Below are 20421 nucleotides of genomic sequence, written 5' to 3' on the forward strand. Positions count from 1 at the left end.
GCGCAGCGCCACGCGCGCATCAGTGCGGTTCATCCGGCCACGACCTGCATACAGGCCGCAGTCGGCCATCTCGGTCAGCACGCGAAGCGCTTCGATGTTCAGGTTCAGGCCAACGCACAACCCGTTGCGACCGGCCTGCACCAGCGGCCGCGATTCCTTCTCGAACGCGATCCACTCGCCCTGGCGCAGGCGGAAGCGCCCTTCCTTGGCCTCGACCCACGAGCTGCCACGCACCTGCATCCAGACAGTGAAGCTGGAACCGGCGGTCTGCAGGCTGCCCAGCCGGGCCACGCCCAGGCAGGTCGGTGCGACGTCGTCGAGCGACCGGTCCAGGGAAACAGTTTGGCCGCGATCGGCCAGCGAGAGTTGACGCATGGGGGCACCACGGATTTGCCTAGTACAGGACTCCGTTTTGCCAAATCAGGCGGCACTGCGTCAGGAAGGTCCGACGAGATCGCCACGAATTCGCGACGAGATCCCGACGAAGAAATTACGAAGGCCCATTTCCCTTGAACAACAACAACTTGGAGAATGCGGGGAACAGTGCAGGCGGGCGTTCGGGCAACCGCATCACGCCGATGTCAGCGCCATCGCTGACCGCCATCGCCACGAACAGGTCCTTTCCGTCGGCGCTGGCACTGAGCCCGTTGCCGGCGCTGAGCCGTTCTGCGTCCAGGCAACGTTCCGGCTCCTCGCGGCCGGGCTGGATGCGCACGAAGGTGGTGCCACACGTGGTCGAGGTACCGAGGTAGCCGATGCCGCTGTTGCCGGTCACGGTCCAGGCCCGGTATCGCCAGCGGCTGGGCCGGTCATCGCTGATCTGCTGCACGCTGGCCGGGGACAACGCGGCATCCGCCGACCACAGGCCACCGGCGGCCAAGCGGGTGAACAACACGCGGCCACTGCTCCGGTCAAAGCGCGCCTGCGACACCCCATCGATGCTGGCCAATCGGCGCCAGGGCTGGACGCTGCGATCGAACAGGCTCAACCGCGTGCGCTGGTCGGCATCGCGCTCGACCACAAACAGCTGCTGCGGCGAGGCGCCATACAGTGCCTGCAACGGCTGTTCGGCCGGAACCGGCAAGGGTTGCAGGCGTTCATCGCGTGGCGCGATTTCATAGAGCACCGTGCGCCCATGCGCATCGCGGCCAACCACCAGCAACTGCCGGCTGTCGGCCGACCAGTCAGGCGCCTGCCGCGCTTCCGGCCGCAGCCCTTCGATGGGACGCAGCGAATCCGGTCGCTGCATGTCCGCCCACCACAGGGCGAAGCTGCCGGAACGATCGGAGGTGAAGACCAGCTGGCGGCCATCAGGCGCTGCCATCGGCTGCCCATCGCGGCCACTGGAGGCGAACAGTCGCTCGGGCGAGCCGCTGCCCTGCATCGGCACCTTGAACACGCCGAACTGCGCGCGCCGGTGGACGAACGCCAGCATGCCACCGCGTCGCGACACCGCTGGCCACTGCGCATCATCCAGGCCGGCATCGCGCAACGTGTGCCGCTCGACGTCCAGGTAATAGAGCCGCGCCTCGCTATCGACACGGCGACCGAAGACGATGGTGCGGCCATCGTCCAGCCAGGCCCAGCCGCGCAGCTCTGCCGCTTCATCGGTCAACTGCTCGGGCGTACCGCCTGCGGCTGGCACCCGCCACAGATCACCCAGCTGCGGGTTGCGCACGAACACCAGCCATTGCCCATCAGGCGAATAACGCGGTGCGTAGTCGAAGTCATCCTGGTCGACGCTGTAGGCCAGCGCGCGCCACTGGCCACTGGCCAGGTCCAGCACGCGGATGCCACGGTGCGCGTAGCGACCGACCATGCTGCCGAACACCAGGCCACGCCCATCTGGCGTCCAGTCGAAACTGAGCAGCTCCGTGCCATCGCAGCGTGTGGCCTGGCGCAGTGCGCCACCGGTGGCGCTGGCGATCAGTACCTGGCAGCCGCCGTCGGCGGAGAACCGCGCGAAGGCGATTTCGCGACCATCCGGCGACCAGTTCGGGAAGCGATCGACGGCACCGGCCGGTGGCGCCAGCAACTGGCGCGCCGGTGCGTTGCCGGAGGTCTGCAGCTTGATCGCGCCACCGCCGTTGCCATCCTCGTTGGCGCCCTCATAGGCCACCAGCGAACCGTCCGGTGACAGCGTGGGATAGGTTTCGAAGCCGCTGGTTGCGGTGATCAACCGATACGGTCGCTGCGGGCTGCCGATCACCCGCGTACCGTTCTCCACGGCAGCCTCCACCGGCGAGCTGCCGGCCGGTGCACGACGCAGCAGCAGCGTGGTCAACACCAGCAGCGTGGCCAGCATCAACACGCCCAGCACCAGCAGCACGCGCCGACGGATATGGCGCCAGCGGCGGCGCGCTGCCTGTGGATGCGCAGGCAACGCAGCAGTGGTCACCGGCTGCGCGGCCATGCCTTCGTCGTCGGGGACGCCTGCGGCCACGGGCTCGGCATCGTCCAGCACCTGCACCGGGACCAGAAGCCGATAGCCTGTCTTGGCGATGGTTTCGATGTAGGCCTGGCCGTTGTCGTCGTCGTTGCTGAACGCCTTGCGCAGCTGGGTGACGGCCTGGGTCAGCACATCGTTGGTCGGCAGCGTGTCCGGCCATACCTCGGCGAACAACTCGTCGCGGGTGACAACGCGACCCGGCTGCCGCAGCAGCACGCGCAGCACGCCCAGCGCCTTCGGCGTCAGCCGGCGCGGGCGACGCGCGCCGACGACCTCGACTTCGCGCGAGGACAGAGTGACGGTGCACTCTCCTATCCGGATCCGATCGGATACCGGGAACTGGATTTCGCTGCTGTTCATTTTCTGCTACACAGTAGAGACAGGTCCCGGGCAGTGTTTGCCTTCGATACCGCCCCGTCCTGGGAACAGCGAAAAGCCAGACTCCGCACAAAGCATCGGCGCATACCGCAAAAACAATCGAGCGCGCGAATACTAGCCTATGCAAGTTACCTCGCCTATCGCGTGGTCGACATCAGGCTCTCTCTCGCCGACGCATTCACATAATTTGCGACATCATTCGCGCCCTTTCGGGCGCGAAATTTTTATCTGGCGTTCATTTTCACATGCGCCGCAACATGGTCAATCCGACCAGCCGCGAAACCACCAAAGCCACGTACATCACGCCGGAAAACTGCTCCAGCATGACCAGTGCGCGTGCCTGTGGATGCAACGGCACAACGTCACTCAAGCCGACGCCAGACAGCAAGCTGAAGCTGAGATAAAGCAGCTCCATCCAACTGCGCTGCGAGCCTCCGCCGGTGCCCTGGAAGCTGCCCGGGTACCACTGCTGGCATACCGCGAATGCGAACGCAAATGCCCATGCAAGCAAGGTGAATGTCGCGCCTGCGGCGAACAGTTCGTCGCGGGTGACCTTGTGGTCCTGGAGCATGTAGGCAATCAGGGCGCCGGCCGTATAGAAGTACAGCAGGCTCTCCAGCAACTGTGCGGTGGTCAGCAGTGCGCTGCGGTCGAGCAATGCGCCAGCCAGCGAGAACACCACCGACGGGATGGCCAGCAGCAGTGCCAGCCAGGTGCCCAGTGGGCTGCGCTGGACCACCCACAGCGCCAGGCCCAGTACCGCCATGCCGAACATGCCCAGCGCCGCGCGGCCGGCAGCGGTGTCATCCAGCGCGGGGTACAGCAGCACCGCGATCAACTGGGCACCCAGCAGCCAGGCCGAAGGATGACGGCGGGCAATGGCCAGCCAACGGGTGGTCATGGCAACGGGCATGGTGTCCTTCCCCCAGGGTGATGCGCGGAGCATAGCGGGGAGCGGCGTGATGAGCGGTGGTGCCGGCCGCTGGCCAGCACTCCTCCCGGCCCCTGCACAACCGGCCGCCGGCCAGCGGCCGGCACCCGGCTGCTCGTCATCCCTGGTGGTAGACCTCTGCGCCAGCCGCGCGGAACTCCTCCGACTTCTCCTTCATGCCGGCTTCGGCGTAGTCACGCACATCCTGGGTGATCTTCATCGAACAGAAGTGCGGGCCGCACATCGAGCAGAAGTGGGCCAGCTTGTGCGCATCCTTCGGCAGCGTCTCGTCATGGAACTCCTTGGCCTTCTCCGGATCCAGGCCAAGGTGGAACTGGTCTTCCCAGCGGAACTCGAAGCGCGCCTTGCTCAATGCGTTGTCGCGAACCTGCGCCCCCGGATGGCCCTTGGCCAGGTCGGCTGCATGCGCGGCAATGCGATAGGCCATGATGCCGTCGCGCACGTCCTGGCGATTGGGCAGGCCGAGATGCTCCTTCGGCGTCACGTAACAGAGCATGGCCGTGCCGAACCATCCGATCATCGCCGCGCCGATCGCGCTGGTGATGTGGTCGTAGCCCGGTGCGATATCGGTGGTCAACGGCCCCAGCGTATAGAACGGCGCCTCGCCGCACTCACGCAGTTGCTTGTCCATGTTCTCCTTGATCAGCTGCATCGGCACGTGGCCGGGGCCCTCGATCATGGTCTGCACATCATGCTTCCAGGCAGTCTTCGTCAGCTCGCCCAGCGTTTCCAGCTCACCGAACTGCGCGGCGTCATTGGCATCGGCGATGCAGCCCGGGCGCAGGCCGTCACCCAGCGAGAAGGTCACGTCATAGGCCTTCATGATTTCGCAGATCTCTTCGAAATGCGTGTACAGGAAATTCTCCTTGTGGTGCGCCAGGCACCACTTGGCCATGATCGAGCCCCCGCGGCTGACGATGCCGGTCACCCGCTTGGCGGTGAGTGGCACGTAGCGCAGCAGCACGCCGGCGTGGATGGTGAAGTAGTCCACGCCCTGCTCGGCCTGCTCGATCAGTGTGTCGCGGAAGATCTCCCAGGTCAGTGCTTCGGCGCGGCCGTCGACCTTCTCCAGCGCCTGGTAGATCGGCACCGTACCGATCGCCACCGGCGAGTTGCGGATGATCCACTCGCGGGTTTCATGGATGTGCTTGCCGGTGGACAGGTCCATCACGGTGTCACCGCCCCAGCGGATCGCCCACACCAGTTTCTCTACCTCCTCGGCGATTCCCGAGGAAACGGCGCTGTTGCCGATGTTGGCATTGATCTTGGTCAGGAAGTTGCGGCCGATGATCATCGGCTCGCTTTCCGGATGGTTGATGTTGTTGGGCAGCACCGCGCGGCCGCGCGCGATTTCATCCCGCACGAACTCCGGGGTGATGATCTTCTGGATCGAAGCGCCGAACGCCTCGCCCGGATGCTGCTGCAGCAGGCCCGCATCGCGGATCGCTTCCAGCCGCTGGTTCTCGCGGATGGCAACGAATTCCATTTCCGGGGTGATGATGCCGCGGCGCGCGTAGTGCATCTGGGTGACGTTCGCGCCTGCCCGTGCACGACGCGGCAGGCTGCGCGCGGGGAAGCGCACGGCATCAAGCTTCGGGTCGTGCTCGCGATCACGCCCGAACGACGAACTCAGGCCTTCGAGCTGCTCGGTATCGCCACGTTCCTCCACCCAGCCGCGACGCAGTGCCGGCAGCCCGGCGGACAGATCGATACGCGCGTCCGGATCGGTGTAGGGGCCGGACGTGTCGTAGACCGTGACCGGTGCATTCTCTTCGCCGCCGAACAGCGTCGGGGTGCGGGTCAACGCGATCTCCCGCATCGGCACCTGCAGATCCGGGCGCGAACCGGGCACGTGGATCTTGCGCGAGCCGGGAATGGGCCGGGTCACGGATTCGGAGAGTTGCTGGGCCTGTTGCTGCAGGGCGGAGAGCTGTGCGTTCATCGGGCATCGTCCAGGAAGGTCAGGGACGAAGCGGCGGCGCACGGCACCCGCGCACGGACGGTCCTTGGGCGGAGTCCGGGCACGGCTGCATTGCAAAGCTTCCCTACGCCGGTATGAGCCGGATCAGGTTCCAAGGGACTGTCTCAACCGTGGCCACATGGCCCGGTACCCCCGCTTCTTGGTGTGCATTAGAGCATAGACCGCCCGCCTCCGGATCTGACCCCAATCGCTATTCGTTAACAGAACCATGACGTCGCGTTCAGTAACGTGCACGTCCGTCGCGCTCCCGCGACCGATGCTTCCTTCGCCGCCGACGCGGCCCCTGCCCGGTTCGCGCCGCATGCCGCCGGCCCTTCGCTGCAAGCTCTGCTCGCTCCCCTCAATCCCTTGATCGGAGAAGCTCCTTCATGGTGTTTCGTGTTTCCATCGCACTGGTTCTGATGCTGGTGCTGCTTGCCGGTATTGCACCCGGCCCCTTCAATACCGTGGTGCAGAGCATCCTCGGCGAACTCATCCGCGGTATCGGCTGGCTGTACCTGCTGGTGGTGTTCCTGGCCCTGGTGTTCCTGATGTACCTGGCCTTCGGTCGCTTCGGCAACCTGCGCATCGGCGGCGAAGACGCCGAGCCGGAGTTCTCGCGGGCCAGCTGGATGTCGATGCTGTTCGCCGCCGGCATGGGCATCGGCCTGGTTTTCTGGGGCGCAGCCGAGCCGATCTCGCATTTCAGCAAGCCGCCCGAAGGATTGGCGCCAGAGAGCATGGACGCCGCGCGTGCTGCCATGCGCTATGTGTTCTTCCATTGGGGCCTGCACCCGTGGGCCATCTATGCGCTGATCGGCCTGGCAATGGCCTGGTTCCAGTTCAACCGCAACGGCCGTGGCCAGATCAGCGATATGTTGCAACCGATCATCGGCCGTCACCATCGTGGCTGGATCGGGCATATGGTCAACATCTCCGCGGTCGTCGCCACCGCGGTTGGCGTGGCTACAGCACTGGGCTTCGGCACGATACAGATCGCGGCCGGCGTGGAACGCGTGTTCGGCGTGCAGGCGGGCGTGCCGCTGCAGCTGACCATCATCGCAGTGGCTTTCGTACTGTACATGGCGTCCACGCTCAGCGGCGTCGGCCGCGGCATGAAATGGCTGTCCAACTTCAACCTTGCATTGGCTGCACTGCTGCTCGCGCTGGTGCTGGTACTCGGCCCGACTGGCGCGATCTTCAACACCTTCACGACGACGTTGGGCTCCTATCTCAATCAGCTGGTGACGATGAGCCTGCGCATGTCACCGTTCTCGTCCAGCACCTGGGTCGCGGACTGGACGATCTTCTACTGGGCTTGGTGGATCTCCTGGGCACCGTTCGTGGGTTCGTTCATCGCGCGCATCTCGCGCGGGCGCAGCGTGCGCGAGTTCGTGATCGGCGTGGTGCTGGCACCGACGCTGCTGGGCTTCTTCTGGTTCTCGGTGTTCGGTGGCACCGCGATCTGGATGCAGATCTTCGGCCAGGCCGACCTGCTGCAGGCACTGGGCAACGGCTATGAAACGGTGCTGTTCACCATGTTCGACAGCATGCCGCTGCCGTTGCTGCTGTCGTGCATTGCGCTGGTGCTACTGATGATCTTCTTCGTGACCTCGGCTGATTCTGCGGTACTTGTGCTGGCCAGCATGTCCACGGACGACGCGGGCGAGCCATTGCGCAAGCACAAAGTGGCGTGGGGTGTCGGCATTGCGCTCGTGGCGGGTTCCTTGCTGTTGGCAGGGGGACTGGAGGCGCTGCAGGGCATGATCACCATCGCTGCGCTGCCGTTCGCGCTGCTGATGCTTCTTGTGATGGTGTCCCTGTACCGGGTGCTGGACCAGGAATACACCCGGGAGCGGCGGCAGGCGCAGCGCCAGCGGCACATGATCGATGCGTGGATTGCACGCGAGATGGCGGCGCAGGAGGAGACGCAGGCCGAGGCCGCACGCGCGCACGATCAGGATTGAGGGTGTTTTGCAGCCTGCGGCTGTACCGCTTTTTCAAGCAAGTGCAAGTGCAAGTGCAGAAGCCAAGGCGGCTCTGGGCTTCTGCTTGCTTGGCGGGGAGGGGGCAGATGGCGGGACACGCCGCAAGTACGTCCCTGTAGGCTCGGCCACGGCATCCATGCCGTGGACGGTCCCGCCATCTGCCCCCTCCCCGCCTCCGACGATCTCCCAGTGACGGCAGTAGATCCACGCCATGCGTGGATCAGGTGTATCGGAAAACAAGAAGGGGTCGGATCCGTTTTCCTTCGGAAAACGGATCCGACCCCAACCCACAGCGCGCGGCTGTCGCTGTTGCCTTTGCTCTTGATCTTCTTCCTTCTCTTCCGTGGCTGACGCGCACGGAAATTTTCGGGGGGCGTGCGGGTGGGAGTGGCGGGGGTATCCGCGCCATGGATGGCGCGGCTAAGCCTACAAGGACGTATTTACGGCGTCCCCCGACACTCCCACCCGCACGCCCCAGCGCATGGACCTGCTCCAGCGCTCAGCCGCGAGGGGGCTCAGCCCGGTGGCCGGGAAACCTCAGTACCCCGCCGCCTGCCCGTCCTTGCGGCTCTCCGAAGCCCCGTAGTACACCCCGGTCTCGGGATCGCGCATGATCGCCTGGTACCCGCCGTACGGACCGTCGGCGAACACGATGCGATGCCCCTTGCGCATCAGCGCGCGCACGGTCTCGTACGGGAAGCCGGTTTCCAGATTCACTTCACCACCGTCGGTCATCGCCGTGGCCTGACCCGTCGGTTCAGTCGAGCCTTCGTGCTGGATGCGCGGCGCATCACCGGCTTCCTGCAGGTTCATACCGAAGTCCACCAGGTTCATCACGATCTGCGCATGGCCCTGCGGTTGCATCGCGCCGCCCATCACGCCGAAGCTGGCATACGGCTTGCCCCCCTTGGTGATGAACGCCGGAATGATCGTCTGGAAGGGGCGCTTGCCCGGTGCGTATCCGTTGGGATGGTTCTTCTGCAGCACGAACATCTCGCCGCGGTCCTGCAGGATGAAGCCCAACCCCGGCGGCGCCATGCCGCTGCCCATGCCGCGGTAATTGGACTGGATCAACGAGACCATCATGCCGTCGGCGTCGGCCACCGTCATGTAGATCGTGTCGCCTTCCTCCAGCTGCTTCGGTGTGCCCGGCTGCACTTCCTTCAAGGCCTTGTCCATCGAGATCAGCGCGCGGCGCTGCGCGGCGTACTCCTTGGAGATCAGCTTCTGCACCGGCGCCGGCTGGAATGCCATGTCGGCGTAGAAGCGCGCACGGTCGGCGAAGGCCAGCTTCTTCGCCTCAACGAACAGGTGCACATGCTCGGGTGAGCCGAACGGGATCTTCGAGAAATCGTAGCCTTCCAGCACGTTGAGGATCTGAAGCGCAGCGATGCCCTGGCTGTTGGGTGGCAGCTCCCAGACATCGTAGCCACGGTAGTTGCTGCTGACCGGCTCGACCCATTCACCGTGGTGGTCGGCCATGTCCTGGTAGCTCAGGTAGCCACCGTTGGCCTTGAAGTAGTCACCGATGGTGCGCGCGATCTCGCCCTTGTAGAAGGCGTCGCGCCCGCCGTCGGCGATCTTCTGCAGGGTGCTGGCCAGGTTCGGGTTCTTCCACATCTCGCCCTTGCGCGGGGCGTGGCCGTTGATCGTGAACTGCTCCTTGAAGCCCGGGTACTGCGACAGCTTGGGCACCGAACGGTCCCAGTAGTAGGCGATCACCTCGGCCACCGGGTGGCCCTCGCGGGCGTAGCGGATGGCCGGCGCCAGGTTATCGGCCATCGGCTTGCGACCGAAACGGTCGTGCAGGGCGAACCAGCCGTCGACCGCACCGGGCACCGACACCGGCAACGGGCCGGTGGCCGGGATGTCCTTCAGGCCACGACGCTGGAACTCGGCCAGGGTGAGCGACTTCGGCGAGCGGCCCGAGCCGTTGTAGCCGTAGAGCTTCTGCGTCTTTGGGTCCCAGACGATGGCGAACAGGTCGCCACCGATGCCGTTGCCGGTCGGCTCCATCAAGCCGAGCGCGGCATTGGCCGCGATCGCCGCGTCGACCGCCGAGCCGCCGCCCTTCATCACGTCCAGCGCGATCTGGGTGGCCAGCGGCTGCGAGGTAGCCGCCATCGCATGCGGGGCGATCACCTCCGAACGGGTGGCGAAGGCGTGGCCGGTGATGCGGTCGGCGGCGATGGACAGTGCAGGCACGGCAGCCAGCACGGCGGCGGCGAGCAGGGAGCGGGCAAGGCGTCGGGACACGGTCGGGTTCCGGTGGAAGGTGGTTCCGCGATCTTCGCCGCTGCGGCCTTCATGCGGTATCGGGCAGAGGTCATGGGCGATGGCCTTTCGGGGGTGCCGACCAGGGTCCGCCCCAGCATGGCGAACAGCGACCCGGAATCCGCGCAAAAAGCGTGTTGAAAGGAGTGAATTCGGGTTCACTGAAACACTTTCAGTGGCAACCATCCTTGCGGCGCAAGCGATTTCGCTGGACTCACTGGAAACCGATAAAAAAACTGTCGTGAGGGTTGACACCGCCAAAACGCCTGTGTTTCTCTCGATCGCATGTTGCATCACAACACGCCACCGCGAACCCACATCGAAGCCGCCGCCATCGGCGCCGCCTCGCTGCGTTCGATTCTTGTGCTCGTACTTATTACCCAACCCACAGGTGCGGGACGAGCCAGCGTGTAAGCAACAGACACACCGGAACTCTTCAAAAACCCGCACCCGCCCCGGTGCGGGTTTTTTCATTTCAGAACCTGGTTTCAGACGCAACCACCATGACCAACGCTCATCGCACAACCCGGACCTGCAGCACCACGCCTCGTGGTGGCTGTGCCTGTGCGATGCGCGGCGCCCCCTCCACCGCTTTCCCCTGACCGGCCGGCACGTCACCTCGACGACCGGCCGTTCTTTTTTCTTCCCACCGCAAGGAACCTCCCCCATGAGCACCAACGACCTGCCCCAGACCAAGATCGCCGTCATCGGCTACGGCAGCCAGGGCCGCGCCCACGCACTGAACCTGCGCGAATCCGGCTTCGACGTGGTGGTAGGCCTGCGTCCGGGCGGTCCGACCGAAGCCAAGGCCCAGGCCGATGGATTCACCGTGGTCGCGCCCGCCGATGCGGTGAAGGACGCCGATCTGGTCGCCGTGCTGACCCCCGACATGGTGCAGAAGAAGCTCTACAACGATGTGCTGGCGCCGAACATGAAGCAGGGGGCGTGCCTGCTGTTCGCCCACGGACTGAACGTGCACTACGGCATGATCGAGCCGCGCGCCGATCTGGACGTGGTGCTGGTCGCGCCGAAGGGCCCGGGTGCGCTGGTGCGCCGTGAGTACGAGATCGGCCGTGGCGTGCCGTGCATCTGGGCGGTCTACCAGGACGTCAGCGGCAAGGCCGCGCAGCATGCCCAGGCCTATGCGGCCGGCCTCGGCGGTGCCCGCGCCAACCTGATCCAGACCACCTTCAAGGAAGAGACCGAGACCGATCTGTTCGGCGAGCAGGCGGTGCTGTGTGGTGGTGCGTCGGCGCTGGTGCAGGCCGGTTTCGAGACCCTGGTGGAAGCTGGCTACCAGCCGGAGATCGCCTACTACGAAGTACTGCACGAGCTGAAGCTGATCGTCGACCTGTTCTACGAAGGCGGCATCTCGCGCATGCTGGAATTCATCTCCGAGACCGCGCAGTACGGCGACTACGTCAGCGGCCCGCGCGTGATCGACGCCGGCACCAAGGCACGCATGAAGGAAGTACTGAAGGACATCCAGGACGGCACCTTCACCAAGAACTGGGTGGCCGAGTACGAAGCGGGCCTGCCGAACTACAACAGGTTCAAGCAGGCCGACCTGGAGCACCCGATCGAAAAGGTGGGCAAGGAACTGCGCGCCAAGATGGTCTGGTTGCAAGGACAGGCCGCGTAACCGCGCGGCCCTCCCCCACCCGCTTTGCAAGGTTCCCCCATGAACTCTTCCACACACCGCAGCGCGCCGCCCAACGGCGCGCGCTGGCTGACCCAGGCGCTGGAGGCCGAAGGCGTCCGCACGCTGTTCGGCTATCCCGGTGGCACCATCATGCCGTTCTACGACGCGCTGGTGGACTCGTCGCTGAAGCACATCCTGGTGCGCCACGAGCAGGGTGCCGCCCTGGCCGCCAATGGTTTCGCCCGCGCCAGCAACCAGGTGGGCGTCTGCGTGGCCACCTCCGGGCCGGGCGCGTCGAACTTGGTCACCGGCATCGCCGATGCGATGCTGGACTCGGTACCGATGGTCTGCATCACCGGCCAGGTCGGCACGCCGCTGCTGGGCACCGACGCCTTCCAGGAACTGGATGTGTTCGGCCTGACGATGCCGATCGTCAAGCACAGCTGGCTGGTGCGCAGCGTCGATGACCTGCCGCGCGTGGTGGCCGATGCGTTCCGGATCGCCCGCGAAGGTCGCCCTGGCCCGGTGCTGATCGACCTGCCCAAGGACGTGCAGCTGGCCGACGCCAGCCATCTGCCGGCCCATGCGCCCAGCAGCGTCGAACCACCGCCGGCGCCGGCCGAGGCCGCCATTGCCGAAGCCATTGCCGCGCTGGCCGCGGCCGAGAAGCCGGTGGTCTACGCCGGCGGTGGCATCGCGCTGGGTGATGCGGTGCAGGACCTGCGCGATTTCGTCGAGGCCAGTGCCATCCCCACCGTGATGACGCTGCGCGGCCTGGGCGCACTGCCAGCCAGCCATCCGCAGTCGCTGGGCATGCTGGGCATGCACGGGACCCGCGCGGCCAACATGGCGGTGCAGGAAAGCGACCTGCTGCTGGTGCTGGGCGCACGCTTCGACGACCGTGCCACCGGCAAGCTGGCGGAGTTCGCACCGTTCGCCCGCGTCGTTCACATCGATGCGGACGCATATGAGATCTCCAAGCTGCGCAGCGCCGATGTCGCTGTGCCTGGCAATGTCGGCCATGCCATCCGCGCCCTGCGTGCGGCCTTCCCCTCCCCCAAGGCCCACCAGGACGCATGGCGCAAGCGCTGTGCACAGCATCGCGATCGTTTCGCAGCGCGCTACGACGCACCGGGCCAGCACATCTACGCCCCGGCGCTGCTGAAGCGCCTGAGCGAACTGGCCCCGGCCGATGCGGTGATCGCCTGCGACGTCGGCCAGCACCAGATGTGGGTGGCGCAGCACTGCCGCTTCAACCACCCGCGCAACCACCTGACCAGTGGCGCGCTGGGGACCATGGGCTTCGGCCTGCCGGCCGCGATGGGTGCGCAGTTCGCCTGCCCCGATCGCACCGTGGTGCTGGTGTCCGGCGACGGCAGCTTCATGATGAACGTGCAGGAGCTGGCGACCATCGCGCGTTGCCGCCTGCCGGTGAAGATCGTGCTGCTGGACAACAGTTCGCTGGGCATGGTGCGGCAATGGCAGGAGCTGTTCTTCGCCGAGCGCTACAGCGAGATCGACCTGTCCGACAACCCGGACTTCGTGGCGCTGGCGCAGGTGTTCGGCATTTCCGCCACCCGCATCGACGCTCGGGATGACGTCGAGGGTGGCCTGGCCGCGCTGCTGGCCGAACCCGGCCCGGCACTGCTGCACGTCGCCATCGATGCACGCGCCAACGTATGGCCGCTGGTGCCACCGAACACCGCCAACAGCACGATGCTGGAAAGCAACCCCGCCCATGCCCGCCAGGAGATCCCCAATGCACTACCGGCTTGACCTGGTGCTGCACCCGGCCGAAGGCGCGCTGTTGCGCGTGATCGGCATGGCCGAGCGCCGTGGCTTCGCGCCGCGTGCGATCAGCGGTGCGCCGGTGGCCGCCGACGATGGCCGCTGGCACCTGCAACTGGTGGTGGATGGCCAGCGCCCGGCGGAAACGCTGTGCCGGCAGATCGAGAAGATCTACGACTGCGTGTCCGTGCAGGTCACCGCCGTGGAAGGAGCATCCGTATGAACACCCGTACCGTAGTGACCACGGTGCCGGTACGGAGGCGTCTTCTTCGCCGCCCGTGCCCGCATGCGGCGGTCGCCTGCACCCCGCTGGTGGCCCATGCCGGCCGCTGATGCCAGCCAGGAAAGCGATGTCGGCGACGTAAGCGTCGCCGACGTACTGGCAGCGCAGGCCCGCCTGCGCCGCTTCCTGCCGCCCACCCCGCTGCACCACGCCGAACGCTTCGGTACCTGGCTGAAGCTGGAGAACCTGCAGCGCACCGGTTCCTACAAGGTGCGCGGCGCATTGAATGCACTGCTGGCCGGCCGCGAACGCGGCGACACCCGGCCGGTGATCTGCGCCTCGGCCGGCAACCACGCCCAGGGCGTGGCCTGGGCGGCCTATCGCCTGGATGTGCCGGCCATCACTGTGATGCCGCATGGTGCACCCGCCACCAAGATCGCCGGCGTCGCCCACTGGGGCGCGACGGTGCGCCAGCACGGCAACAGCTATGACGAGGCTTACGCCTTCGCGGTCGAACTGGCGCAGCGCCACGGCTACCGCTTCCTGTCCGCGTTCGACGATGCCGACGTGATCGCCGGCCAGGGCACGGTCGGCATCGAGCTGGCCGCGCACGCGCCGGACGTGGTGATCGTGCCGATCGGCGGCGGTGGCCTGGCCTCCGGCGTTGCACTGGCGCTGAAATCACAGGGCGTGCGCGTGGTCGGCGCGCAGGTGGAAGGCGTGGATTCGATGGCACGCGCGATCCGCGGCGACGTGCGCGAGATCGCCCCCGTCGCCTCGCTGGCCGACGGCGTGCGGGTGAAGATCCCCGGCTTCCTGACGCGTCGCCTGTGCACCTCGCTGCTGGACGATGTGGTGATCGTGCGCGAAGCCGAACTGCGCGAAACCCTGGTCCGGCTGGCACTGGAAGAACACATCATTGCCGAGGGTGCCGGCGCGCTGGCGCTGGCCGCTGGCCGCCGCGTCGCGGGCCGCCGCAAGTGCGCGGTGGTGTCCGGCGGGAACATCGATGCCGGCGTGCTGGCCGGCCTGCTTACCGACGTCCGACCGCGCCCGCCACGCAAGCCACGGCGACGGCGCAGCGAAACACCCCGCTCGCCCGCCAAGGCCAGCGCGCCGCCCTCCCCCATGCCTTCCCCTTCCCACCTGCAAGCCGCAACGCCCGCTGTCGAGGAGATTTCCCTGTGACCACCATCGAACGAATTACCACCCCGCGCATCCGCATCTTCGACACCACCCTGCGTGACGGCGAGCAGTCCCCCGGCTGCAGCATGAGCCCGCCGCAGAAGCTGGTGATGGCGCGTGCGCTGGACGAACTGGGCGTGGACATCATCGAGACCGGCTTCCCGGCCAGCTCGCAGTCCGACCGCGAGGCGATGGCGCTGATCGGCCGCGAACTGCGCCGCCCGAGCCTGAGCCTGGCCGTGCTGTCGCGCTGCCTGCAGGCCGACATCGAGACCTCGGCACGTGCCCTGGAGGCCGCAGCCAACCCGCGCCTGCACGTGTTCCTGTCCACCAGCCCGCTGCACCGCGAGCACAAGCTGCGGATGACCCGCGAGCAGGTACTGGAATCGGTACGCAAGCACGTCTCGCTGGCTCGCTCCTACATCGACGATGTCGAGTTCTCGGCCGAGGATGCCACCCGCACCGAGCTGGACTACCTGATCGAAGTCTCGCGCGTAGCCATTGCCGCCGGCGCCACCACCATCAACCTGCCCGACACCGTCGGCTTCACCACGCCGGAAGAGATCCGCGCGATGTTCCAGCAGGTCATCGCCGGCGTCGCCGATGTGCCGAATGCCGCCAACGTGATCTTCAGCGCGCACTGCCACAATGACCTGGGCCTGGCCGTGGCCAACTCGCTGGCCGCCATCGAAGGCGGTGCACGCCAGGTCGAGTGCACCGTCAACGGCATCGGCGAGCGCGCCGGCAACTGTTCGCTGGAAGAGATCGCGATGGTGCTGAAGGTGCGCCAGGCCTTCTACGAACAGGACAGTTCGATCAACACCCCGCGCATCGTCGGCACCTCGCAGCTGCTGCAGCGCCTGGTCGGCATGCCGGTACAGCGCAACAAGGCCATCGTCGGTGCCAATGCCTTCGCCCACGAATCGGGTATCCACCAGCACGGCATGCTGCGCCATCGCGGCACCTACGAAATCATGCGCCCGGAAGACGTGGGCTGGGAAGATTCGCAGATGGTGCTGGGTCGCCACAGTGGCCGCGCCGCCGTCGAAGCACGCCTGCGTGCACTGGGCTTCTGGCTGGACGAAGACGAACTGAAGCTGGTGTTCGAGCAGTTCAAGGGCCTGTGCGAACAGCAGCGCGTGGTCACCGATGCCGATCTGCAGACGCTGATGCAGGGCGGTTCCAACGCACAGGGCTACCGCCTGGCCTCGATGACCATCAGCGATGTCGGCAGCCGCGCCAACGCACTGGTCGAACTGTCCGACCCGGACGGCAACCGCGTGGCCGAGACCGCGCAGGGCGACGGCCCGGTCGATGCGCTGTTCGGCGCGCTGTCGGCTGCCACCGGCGTGCAGCTGATGCTGGACAGCTACCAGGTGCACAGCGTCGGCATCGGCGCCGATGCGCGCGGTGAAGCCAATCTGAGCGTGCGCCACGACGGCGTGGAGTACGACGGCACCGGCACCAGCAAGGACATCATCGAAGCCTCCGCGCTGGCCTGGCTGGATGTGGCCAACCGCCTGCTGCGCCAGCGCCAGGCCACCGCCCACAGCAGCACCGACGTTCCCACCCCTGCCACCGCCTGAGGAACCCGAGATGAGCGCCTTCGACACTCCTACCGCAGCCGCTGGCCAGCAGTGGAACGCCCAGGACTATGCGATCGATGCCGGCTTCGTACCGTTGCTCGGTGGCGCGGTCGCGCGCCTGCTCGATCCGCGCGCCGGTGAGCGCATCCTCGACCTGGGCTGTGGCGATGGCGTGCTCAGCACCGAGCTGGCCCTGAGCGGCGCGTGCATCCACGGCGTGGACGCGTCGCCGGAACTGGTGATCGCCGCCCGTGCACGTGGCGTCGACGCGCAGGTGATGGACGGCCACGCGCTGTCGTTCGACAGCGAGTTCGATGCGGTCTTCAGCAATGCCGCATTGCATTGGATGGGCAACCCGGACCGCGTGCTGGAAGGCGTGCGTCGCGCGCTGCGCCCCGGTGGCCGCTTCGTCGCCGAGTTCGGCGGCCATGGCAACGTGGCCACGATCGTCGCGGCGGTACAGGCCGCACGCGTGGCCCACGGCCATGGCGCCAGCACCTTCCAGTGGTACTTCCCGACCGCCGATGCCTATGCCGACCGCCTGCGCCAGCATGGCTTCCAGGTGCAACTGATCGAATGCACGCCGCGCCCGACCCCACTGCCGACCGGCGTGGCCGGCTGGCTGCGGGTATTCGCCGCGCCGCTGCTGGATGACCTGCCCGCCGAGGCCCGCGCCACCGTGCGCGAGGCTGCCACCGCGTTGCTGGCCGACCTGCCACGCAATGCCGCCGGCCAGGCGCTGGCCGACTACGTGCGCCTGCGTGTGCTCGCCCGCCGTCGCTGACTTGACCGTTCCGCTTTCTTTACTGATGTTCGCTATCTCGTACTTCTGCCAGGCATACGCATGACTTCCGCACCCCGCACCCTGTACGACAAACTGTGGGACGCCCACGTGGTGGTTCCCGAATCCGACAGCGCACCCGCCGTGCTGTACATCGACCTGCACCTGATCCATGAGGTCACCTCGCCGCAGGCGTTCACTGAACTGCGCGAGCGCGGCCTGTCGCCGCGCCGGCCGGACCGCACCAAGGCGACGATGGACCATTCCACGCCGACCCTGCCGGCTGCGGCGGACGGCACGTTGCCCTACGCCAGCGCCGCTTCCGAGGCACAGGTCGCCACCCTGGCGCGAAACTGCGCCGAGCACGGCATCGAACTGTTCGACATGGCCTCGGACAACCGCGGCATCGTCCATGTCATTGCGCCGGAACAGGGCTTCACCCAGCCGGGCATGACCATCGTCTGCGGCGACAGCCACACCTCCACCCACGGTGCATTCGGCTCGCTGGCCTTCGGCATCGGCACCAGCGAGGTCGGCCACGTGCTGGCCACGCAGTGCCTGCTGCAGCGCAAGGCCAAGACCTTCGCGATCACCGTTGACGGTGCGCTGGCACCCGGCGTCGGCGCCAAGGATGTGGTCCTGCACATCATCGGCGTGATCGGCGTCAACGGCGGCACCGGCCACGTGATCGAGTTCCGTGGCAGCACCATCGAAGCGATGGACATGGAACAGCGCATGACCCTGTGCAACATGTCGATCGAGGCCGGTGCACGCGCCGGCATGGTCGCGCCCGACCAGGTCACCTTCGACTTCGTCGCCGCTACGCCGCGCGGCCCCAAGGGCGCCGACTTCGACGCTGCCGTGGCGCGCTGGCAACAGCTGCGCAGCGATGACGGCGCGCGCTTCGACAGCGAAGTGCACATCGACGCCGCCGACATCCGCCCGACCCTGACCTGGGGTACGCATCCGGGTACCGCGATCGCCGTGGATGCGCCGATTCCCGCCGCCAACGATGCCGCCGCACAGAAGGGCCTGGACTACATGCACTTCCAGGCCGGCAAGGCGCTGGCGGGCACACCGGTGGACGTAGTGTTCGTTGGTTCGTGCACCAACGGCCGCCTGAGCGACATGCGCGAAGTCGCACAGGTGCTGCGCGGCCGTCGTGTTGCCGAGCGCGTACGCATGCTGGTGGTACCGGGCTCGGAGATCGTCAAGCGCGAGGCCGAGGCCGAGGGCATCCATGAGATCGTGCGCGCGGCCGGTGCCGAATGGCGCGAGCCGGGCTGCTCGATGTGCATCGCGATGAACGGCGATCTGGTCGCCCCCGGCCAGCTGGCCGTGAGTACCAGCAACCGCAATTTTGAAGGCCGGCAGGGCCCCGGTTCGCGCACGCTGCTGGCCTCGCCGATGAGCGCCGCATGGGCGGCGGTGAACGGGCACGTTGCCGATACCCGCGAACTGTTCGCACAGGAGGTGGCGTGATGGCCGGTTTCCGTACCCTGACCTCGGCCAGCGTGGTGCTGCGCCAGACCAACATCGACACCGACCAGATCATCCCGGCGCGGTTCCTGTCCACCACCGAGCGTGCCGGGCTGGGTCGCAACGCGTTCAACGACTGGCGCTGGCAAGCTGATGGTTCGCCGGTGGCCGACTTCGCCTTCAACCAGCCGCACAACGCCGGCCGCAGCATCCTGCTGGCGGGCCGCAACTTCGGCTGCGGCTCGTCGCGCGAACACGCGCCATGGGCGCTGACCGACCTGGGCCTGCGTGCCATCGTCAGCAGCGAGATCGCTGATATCTTCCGCGGCAACGCGCTGAAGAACGGCCTGCTGCCGATCGTGCTGGACGAGGCCGACGTCCAGGCGCTGATGCAGCGCCCGGACGATGCGCTGACCATCGACGTGGCTGCGCGCGAACTGCGCACCCCCGATGGCCAGGTCTATTCCTTCCCGCTGGATGGCTTCTCGCAGACCTGCCTGCTGGAAGGCGTCGACCAGTTGGGGTATCTGCTGGGCCGTGTCCCTGAAATCGAACGTTACGAGAGTGAGCATGCACGCTGAAATTGTTGTCCTGCCCGGTGATGGCATCGGCCCGGAAGTGGCCGCCGCGGCAGTTGCCGTCCTGAAGGCGGTCGCCGGACGCTTCAACCACACCTTCACCTTCAGCGAGCACGACATCGGTGGCATTGCCATCGACCGCCACGGTGAACCGCTGCCGGCGTCGACCCTCGCCGCCTGCCAGGCCGCCAATGCGGTGCTGCTGGGCGCGGTCGGCGGCCCGAAGTGGTCCGACCCGAACGCCAAGGTGCGCCCGGAACAGGGCCTGCTGGCGATCCGCAAGGCGCTGGGCCTGTATGCGAACCTGCGCCCGGTGCGTACCCACGAGGCCGCGCTGCACGCCTCGCCGATCAAGGCCGAGCTGCTGCAGGGCGTGGACTTCGTGGTGGTGCGTGAACTGACCGGCGGCATCTACTTCGGCGACAAGACCCGCGACGCCGACAGCGCCAGCGACCTGTGCCGCTACACCGTGGCCGAAATCGAGCGCGTGCTGCGCAGCGCCTTCCGCCTGGCCCAGCAGCGTCGCGGCAAGGTCACTTCGGTGGACAAGGCCAATGTGCTGGAAACCTCGCGCCTGTGGCGCGACGTGGCCGCACGCATCGGCCGCGAGGAGTTCCCGGACGTGGCGCTGGAGCACCAGTTGGTCGACTCGATGGCCATGCACCTGCTGGCCAAGCCACGCGAGTACGACGTGATCGTCACCGAGAACATGTTCGGCGACATCCTCACCGATGAGGCCTCGATGCTGGCCGGTTCGCTGGGCCTGCTGCCGTCGGCCTCGCTGGGCGAGCCGGGTGCGGTGGGCATTTACGAGCCCATCCACGGTTCGGCCCCGGACATCGCCGGCAAGGGCATTGCCAATCCGTACGCGACAATCTTCAGCGCCGCGATGCTGCTGCGCCATTCGCTGGGGCTGGAGGCCGAAGCGGCAGCCGTGGAAGCCGCCGTGCATGCGGTGCTGGATGACGGCGTGTTCACCGCCGACCTTGCGGCCAAGGGCCAGGCCGTCAGCACCGCCGCGGCAACCGACGCGGTGCTGGCGAAGCTGGGCTGATCCATCGGGCAACACCTGTAGAGTCGAGCATGGCACGGCTCTACAGGTGGCCCGTGGCCACTGCCCGACTCCGTGCCAACCAAGGTTGGCACCTACCACAGCGG

The 20421-nt window shown here is 66.8% G+C and carries 14 protein-coding genes, 1 pseudogene and 1 riboswitch; of the genes and pseudogenes, 10 read left to right on the plus strand and 5 right to left on the minus strand.

Going from position 1 to position 20421, the window contains the following annotated elements; genetic code table 11:
* The 4 genes and pseudogenes from N5E02_RS09265 to thiC form a co-directional block, all read right to left on the minus strand.
* Positions 1 to 375 (minus strand): annotated as a pseudogene (locus tag N5E02_RS09265) (AraC family transcriptional regulator); the annotation flags it as partial.
* Positions 376 to 490: 115 nt separating this feature from the next.
* Positions 491 to 2809: a winged helix-turn-helix domain-containing protein gene (locus N5E02_RS09270; protein WP_065178349.1), complete on the minus strand. Its 2319-nt coding sequence runs from the start codon at positions 2807 to 2809 to the stop codon at positions 491 to 493.
* Positions 2810 to 3068: 259 nt separating this feature from the next.
* Positions 3069 to 3740 (minus strand): ion channel, encoded by a 672-nt coding sequence (locus tag N5E02_RS09275; protein ID WP_050562719.1) that lies wholly within the window; start codon positions 3738 to 3740, stop codon positions 3069 to 3071.
* A 136-nt stretch (positions 3741 to 3876) separates the two neighbouring features.
* Positions 3877 to 5721 (minus strand): phosphomethylpyrimidine synthase ThiC, encoded by a 1845-nt coding sequence (thiC, locus tag N5E02_RS09280; RefSeq protein WP_065185349.1) that lies wholly within the window; start codon positions 5719 to 5721, stop codon positions 3877 to 3879.
* Between the two features lie 82 nt (positions 5722 to 5803).
* Positions 5804 to 5904, minus strand: a riboswitch (TPP riboswitch).
* A gap of 224 nt (positions 5905 to 6128) precedes the next feature.
* Here thiC and N5E02_RS09285 point away from each other — a divergent pair.
* Positions 6129 to 7706 carry a BCCT family transporter gene (locus tag N5E02_RS09285; protein ID WP_065178347.1) on the plus strand — a complete coding sequence of 526 codons (1578 nt, stop codon included), beginning with the start codon at positions 6129 to 6131 and terminating at the stop codon, positions 7704 to 7706.
* Positions 7707 to 8264: 558 nt separating this feature from the next.
* On the opposite strand, the gene ggt is transcribed toward N5E02_RS09285, so the two are convergent.
* The gene (gene ggt / locus N5E02_RS09290) at positions 8265 to 9983 is read right to left on the minus strand and encodes a gamma-glutamyltransferase (RefSeq protein WP_065178369.1); all 1719 of its coding nucleotides are present in this window, start codon (positions 9981 to 9983) and stop codon (positions 8265 to 8267) included.
* A 685-nt stretch (positions 9984 to 10668) separates the two neighbouring features.
* On the opposite strand from ggt, the gene ilvC reads away from it, so the two are divergent.
* From ilvC to leuB, 9 genes are all read left to right on the plus strand, one after another.
* Positions 10669 to 11643 (plus strand): ketol-acid reductoisomerase, encoded by a 975-nt coding sequence (gene ilvC / locus N5E02_RS09295; protein WP_053499062.1) that lies wholly within the window; start codon positions 10669 to 10671, stop codon positions 11641 to 11643.
* A gap of 39 nt (positions 11644 to 11682) precedes the next feature.
* Positions 11683 to 13419: an acetolactate synthase 2 catalytic subunit gene (ilvG, locus tag N5E02_RS09300; protein WP_005419106.1), complete on the plus strand. Its 1737-nt coding sequence runs from the start codon at positions 11683 to 11685 to the stop codon at positions 13417 to 13419.
* Positions 13403 to 13654, plus strand: coding sequence for an ACT domain-containing protein (locus tag N5E02_RS09305; RefSeq protein WP_005419108.1), 252 nt, complete (start codon positions 13403 to 13405; stop codon positions 13652 to 13654). The genes ilvG and N5E02_RS09305 overlap by 17 nt, the downstream gene beginning before the upstream one ends.
* Positions 13655 to 13750: 96 nt before the next feature.
* The gene (locus N5E02_RS09310; protein WP_065196441.1) at positions 13751 to 14842 is read left to right on the plus strand and encodes a threonine dehydratase; all 1092 of its coding nucleotides are present in this window, start codon (positions 13751 to 13753) and stop codon (positions 14840 to 14842) included.
* Positions 14839 to 16425, plus strand: a complete 1587-nt coding sequence (locus N5E02_RS09315) for a 2-isopropylmalate synthase (RefSeq protein ID WP_053499065.1) — start codon at positions 14839 to 14841, stop codon at positions 16423 to 16425. The genes N5E02_RS09310 and N5E02_RS09315 overlap by 4 nt, the downstream gene beginning before the upstream one ends.
* A gap of 10 nt (positions 16426 to 16435) precedes the next feature.
* Positions 16436 to 17209 carry a class I SAM-dependent methyltransferase gene (locus N5E02_RS09320; protein ID WP_053499067.1) on the plus strand — a complete coding sequence of 258 codons (774 nt, stop codon included), beginning with the start codon at positions 16436 to 16438 and terminating at the stop codon, positions 17207 to 17209.
* A 60-nt stretch (positions 17210 to 17269) separates the two neighbouring features.
* Positions 17270 to 18688 (plus strand): 3-isopropylmalate dehydratase large subunit, encoded by a 1419-nt coding sequence (gene leuC, locus N5E02_RS09325; RefSeq protein WP_065178343.1) that lies wholly within the window; start codon positions 17270 to 17272, stop codon positions 18686 to 18688.
* Positions 18688 to 19266, plus strand: coding sequence for a 3-isopropylmalate dehydratase small subunit (gene leuD / locus N5E02_RS09330; protein WP_005419117.1), 579 nt, complete (start codon positions 18688 to 18690; stop codon positions 19264 to 19266). Before leuC ends, leuD begins: the two co-directional genes overlap by 1 nt.
* A complete protein-coding gene (leuB, locus tag N5E02_RS09335; protein WP_053499071.1) occupies positions 19256 to 20317 on the plus strand; it encodes a 3-isopropylmalate dehydrogenase in 1062 nt (353 codons plus the stop codon). The genes leuD and leuB overlap by 11 nt, the downstream gene beginning before the upstream one ends.
* Positions 20318 to 20421 lie beyond the last annotated feature (104 nt).

This window comes from Stenotrophomonas sp. GD03777 (genome assembly GCF_029842485.1).
GTDB lineage: Bacteria > Pseudomonadota > Gammaproteobacteria > Xanthomonadales > Xanthomonadaceae > Stenotrophomonas > Stenotrophomonas sepilia.

Coding starts and splice junctions, on each gene's coding strand:
- N5E02_RS09270 (WP_065178349.1), bottom strand. CDS start 2,809: ATGAACAGCAGCGAAATCCAGTTCCCGGTATCCGATCGGATCCGGATA.
- N5E02_RS09275 (WP_050562719.1), bottom strand. CDS start 3,740: ATGCCCGTTGCCATGACCACCCGTTGGCTGGCCATTGCCCGCCGTCAT.
- thiC (WP_065185349.1), bottom strand. CDS start 5,721: ATGAACGCACAGCTCTCCGCCCTGCAGCAACAGGCCCAGCAACTCTCC.
- N5E02_RS09285 (WP_065178347.1), top strand. CDS start 6,129: ATGGTGTTTCGTGTTTCCATCGCACTGGTTCTGATGCTGGTGCTGCTT.
- ilvC (WP_053499062.1), top strand. CDS start 10,669: ATGAGCACCAACGACCTGCCCCAGACCAAGATCGCCGTCATCGGCTAC.
- ilvG (WP_005419106.1), top strand. CDS start 11,683: ATGAACTCTTCCACACACCGCAGCGCGCCGCCCAACGGCGCGCGCTGG.
- N5E02_RS09305 (WP_005419108.1), top strand. CDS start 13,403: ATGCACTACCGGCTTGACCTGGTGCTGCACCCGGCCGAAGGCGCGCTG.
- N5E02_RS09310 (WP_065196441.1), top strand. CDS start 13,751: ATGCCGGCCGCTGATGCCAGCCAGGAAAGCGATGTCGGCGACGTAAGC.
- N5E02_RS09320 (WP_053499067.1), top strand. CDS start 16,436: ATGAGCGCCTTCGACACTCCTACCGCAGCCGCTGGCCAGCAGTGGAAC.
- leuC (WP_065178343.1), top strand. CDS start 17,270: ATGACTTCCGCACCCCGCACCCTGTACGACAAACTGTGGGACGCCCAC.
- leuD (WP_005419117.1), top strand. CDS start 18,688: ATGGCCGGTTTCCGTACCCTGACCTCGGCCAGCGTGGTGCTGCGCCAG.
- leuB (WP_053499071.1), top strand. CDS start 19,256: ATGCACGCTGAAATTGTTGTCCTGCCCGGTGATGGCATCGGCCCGGAA.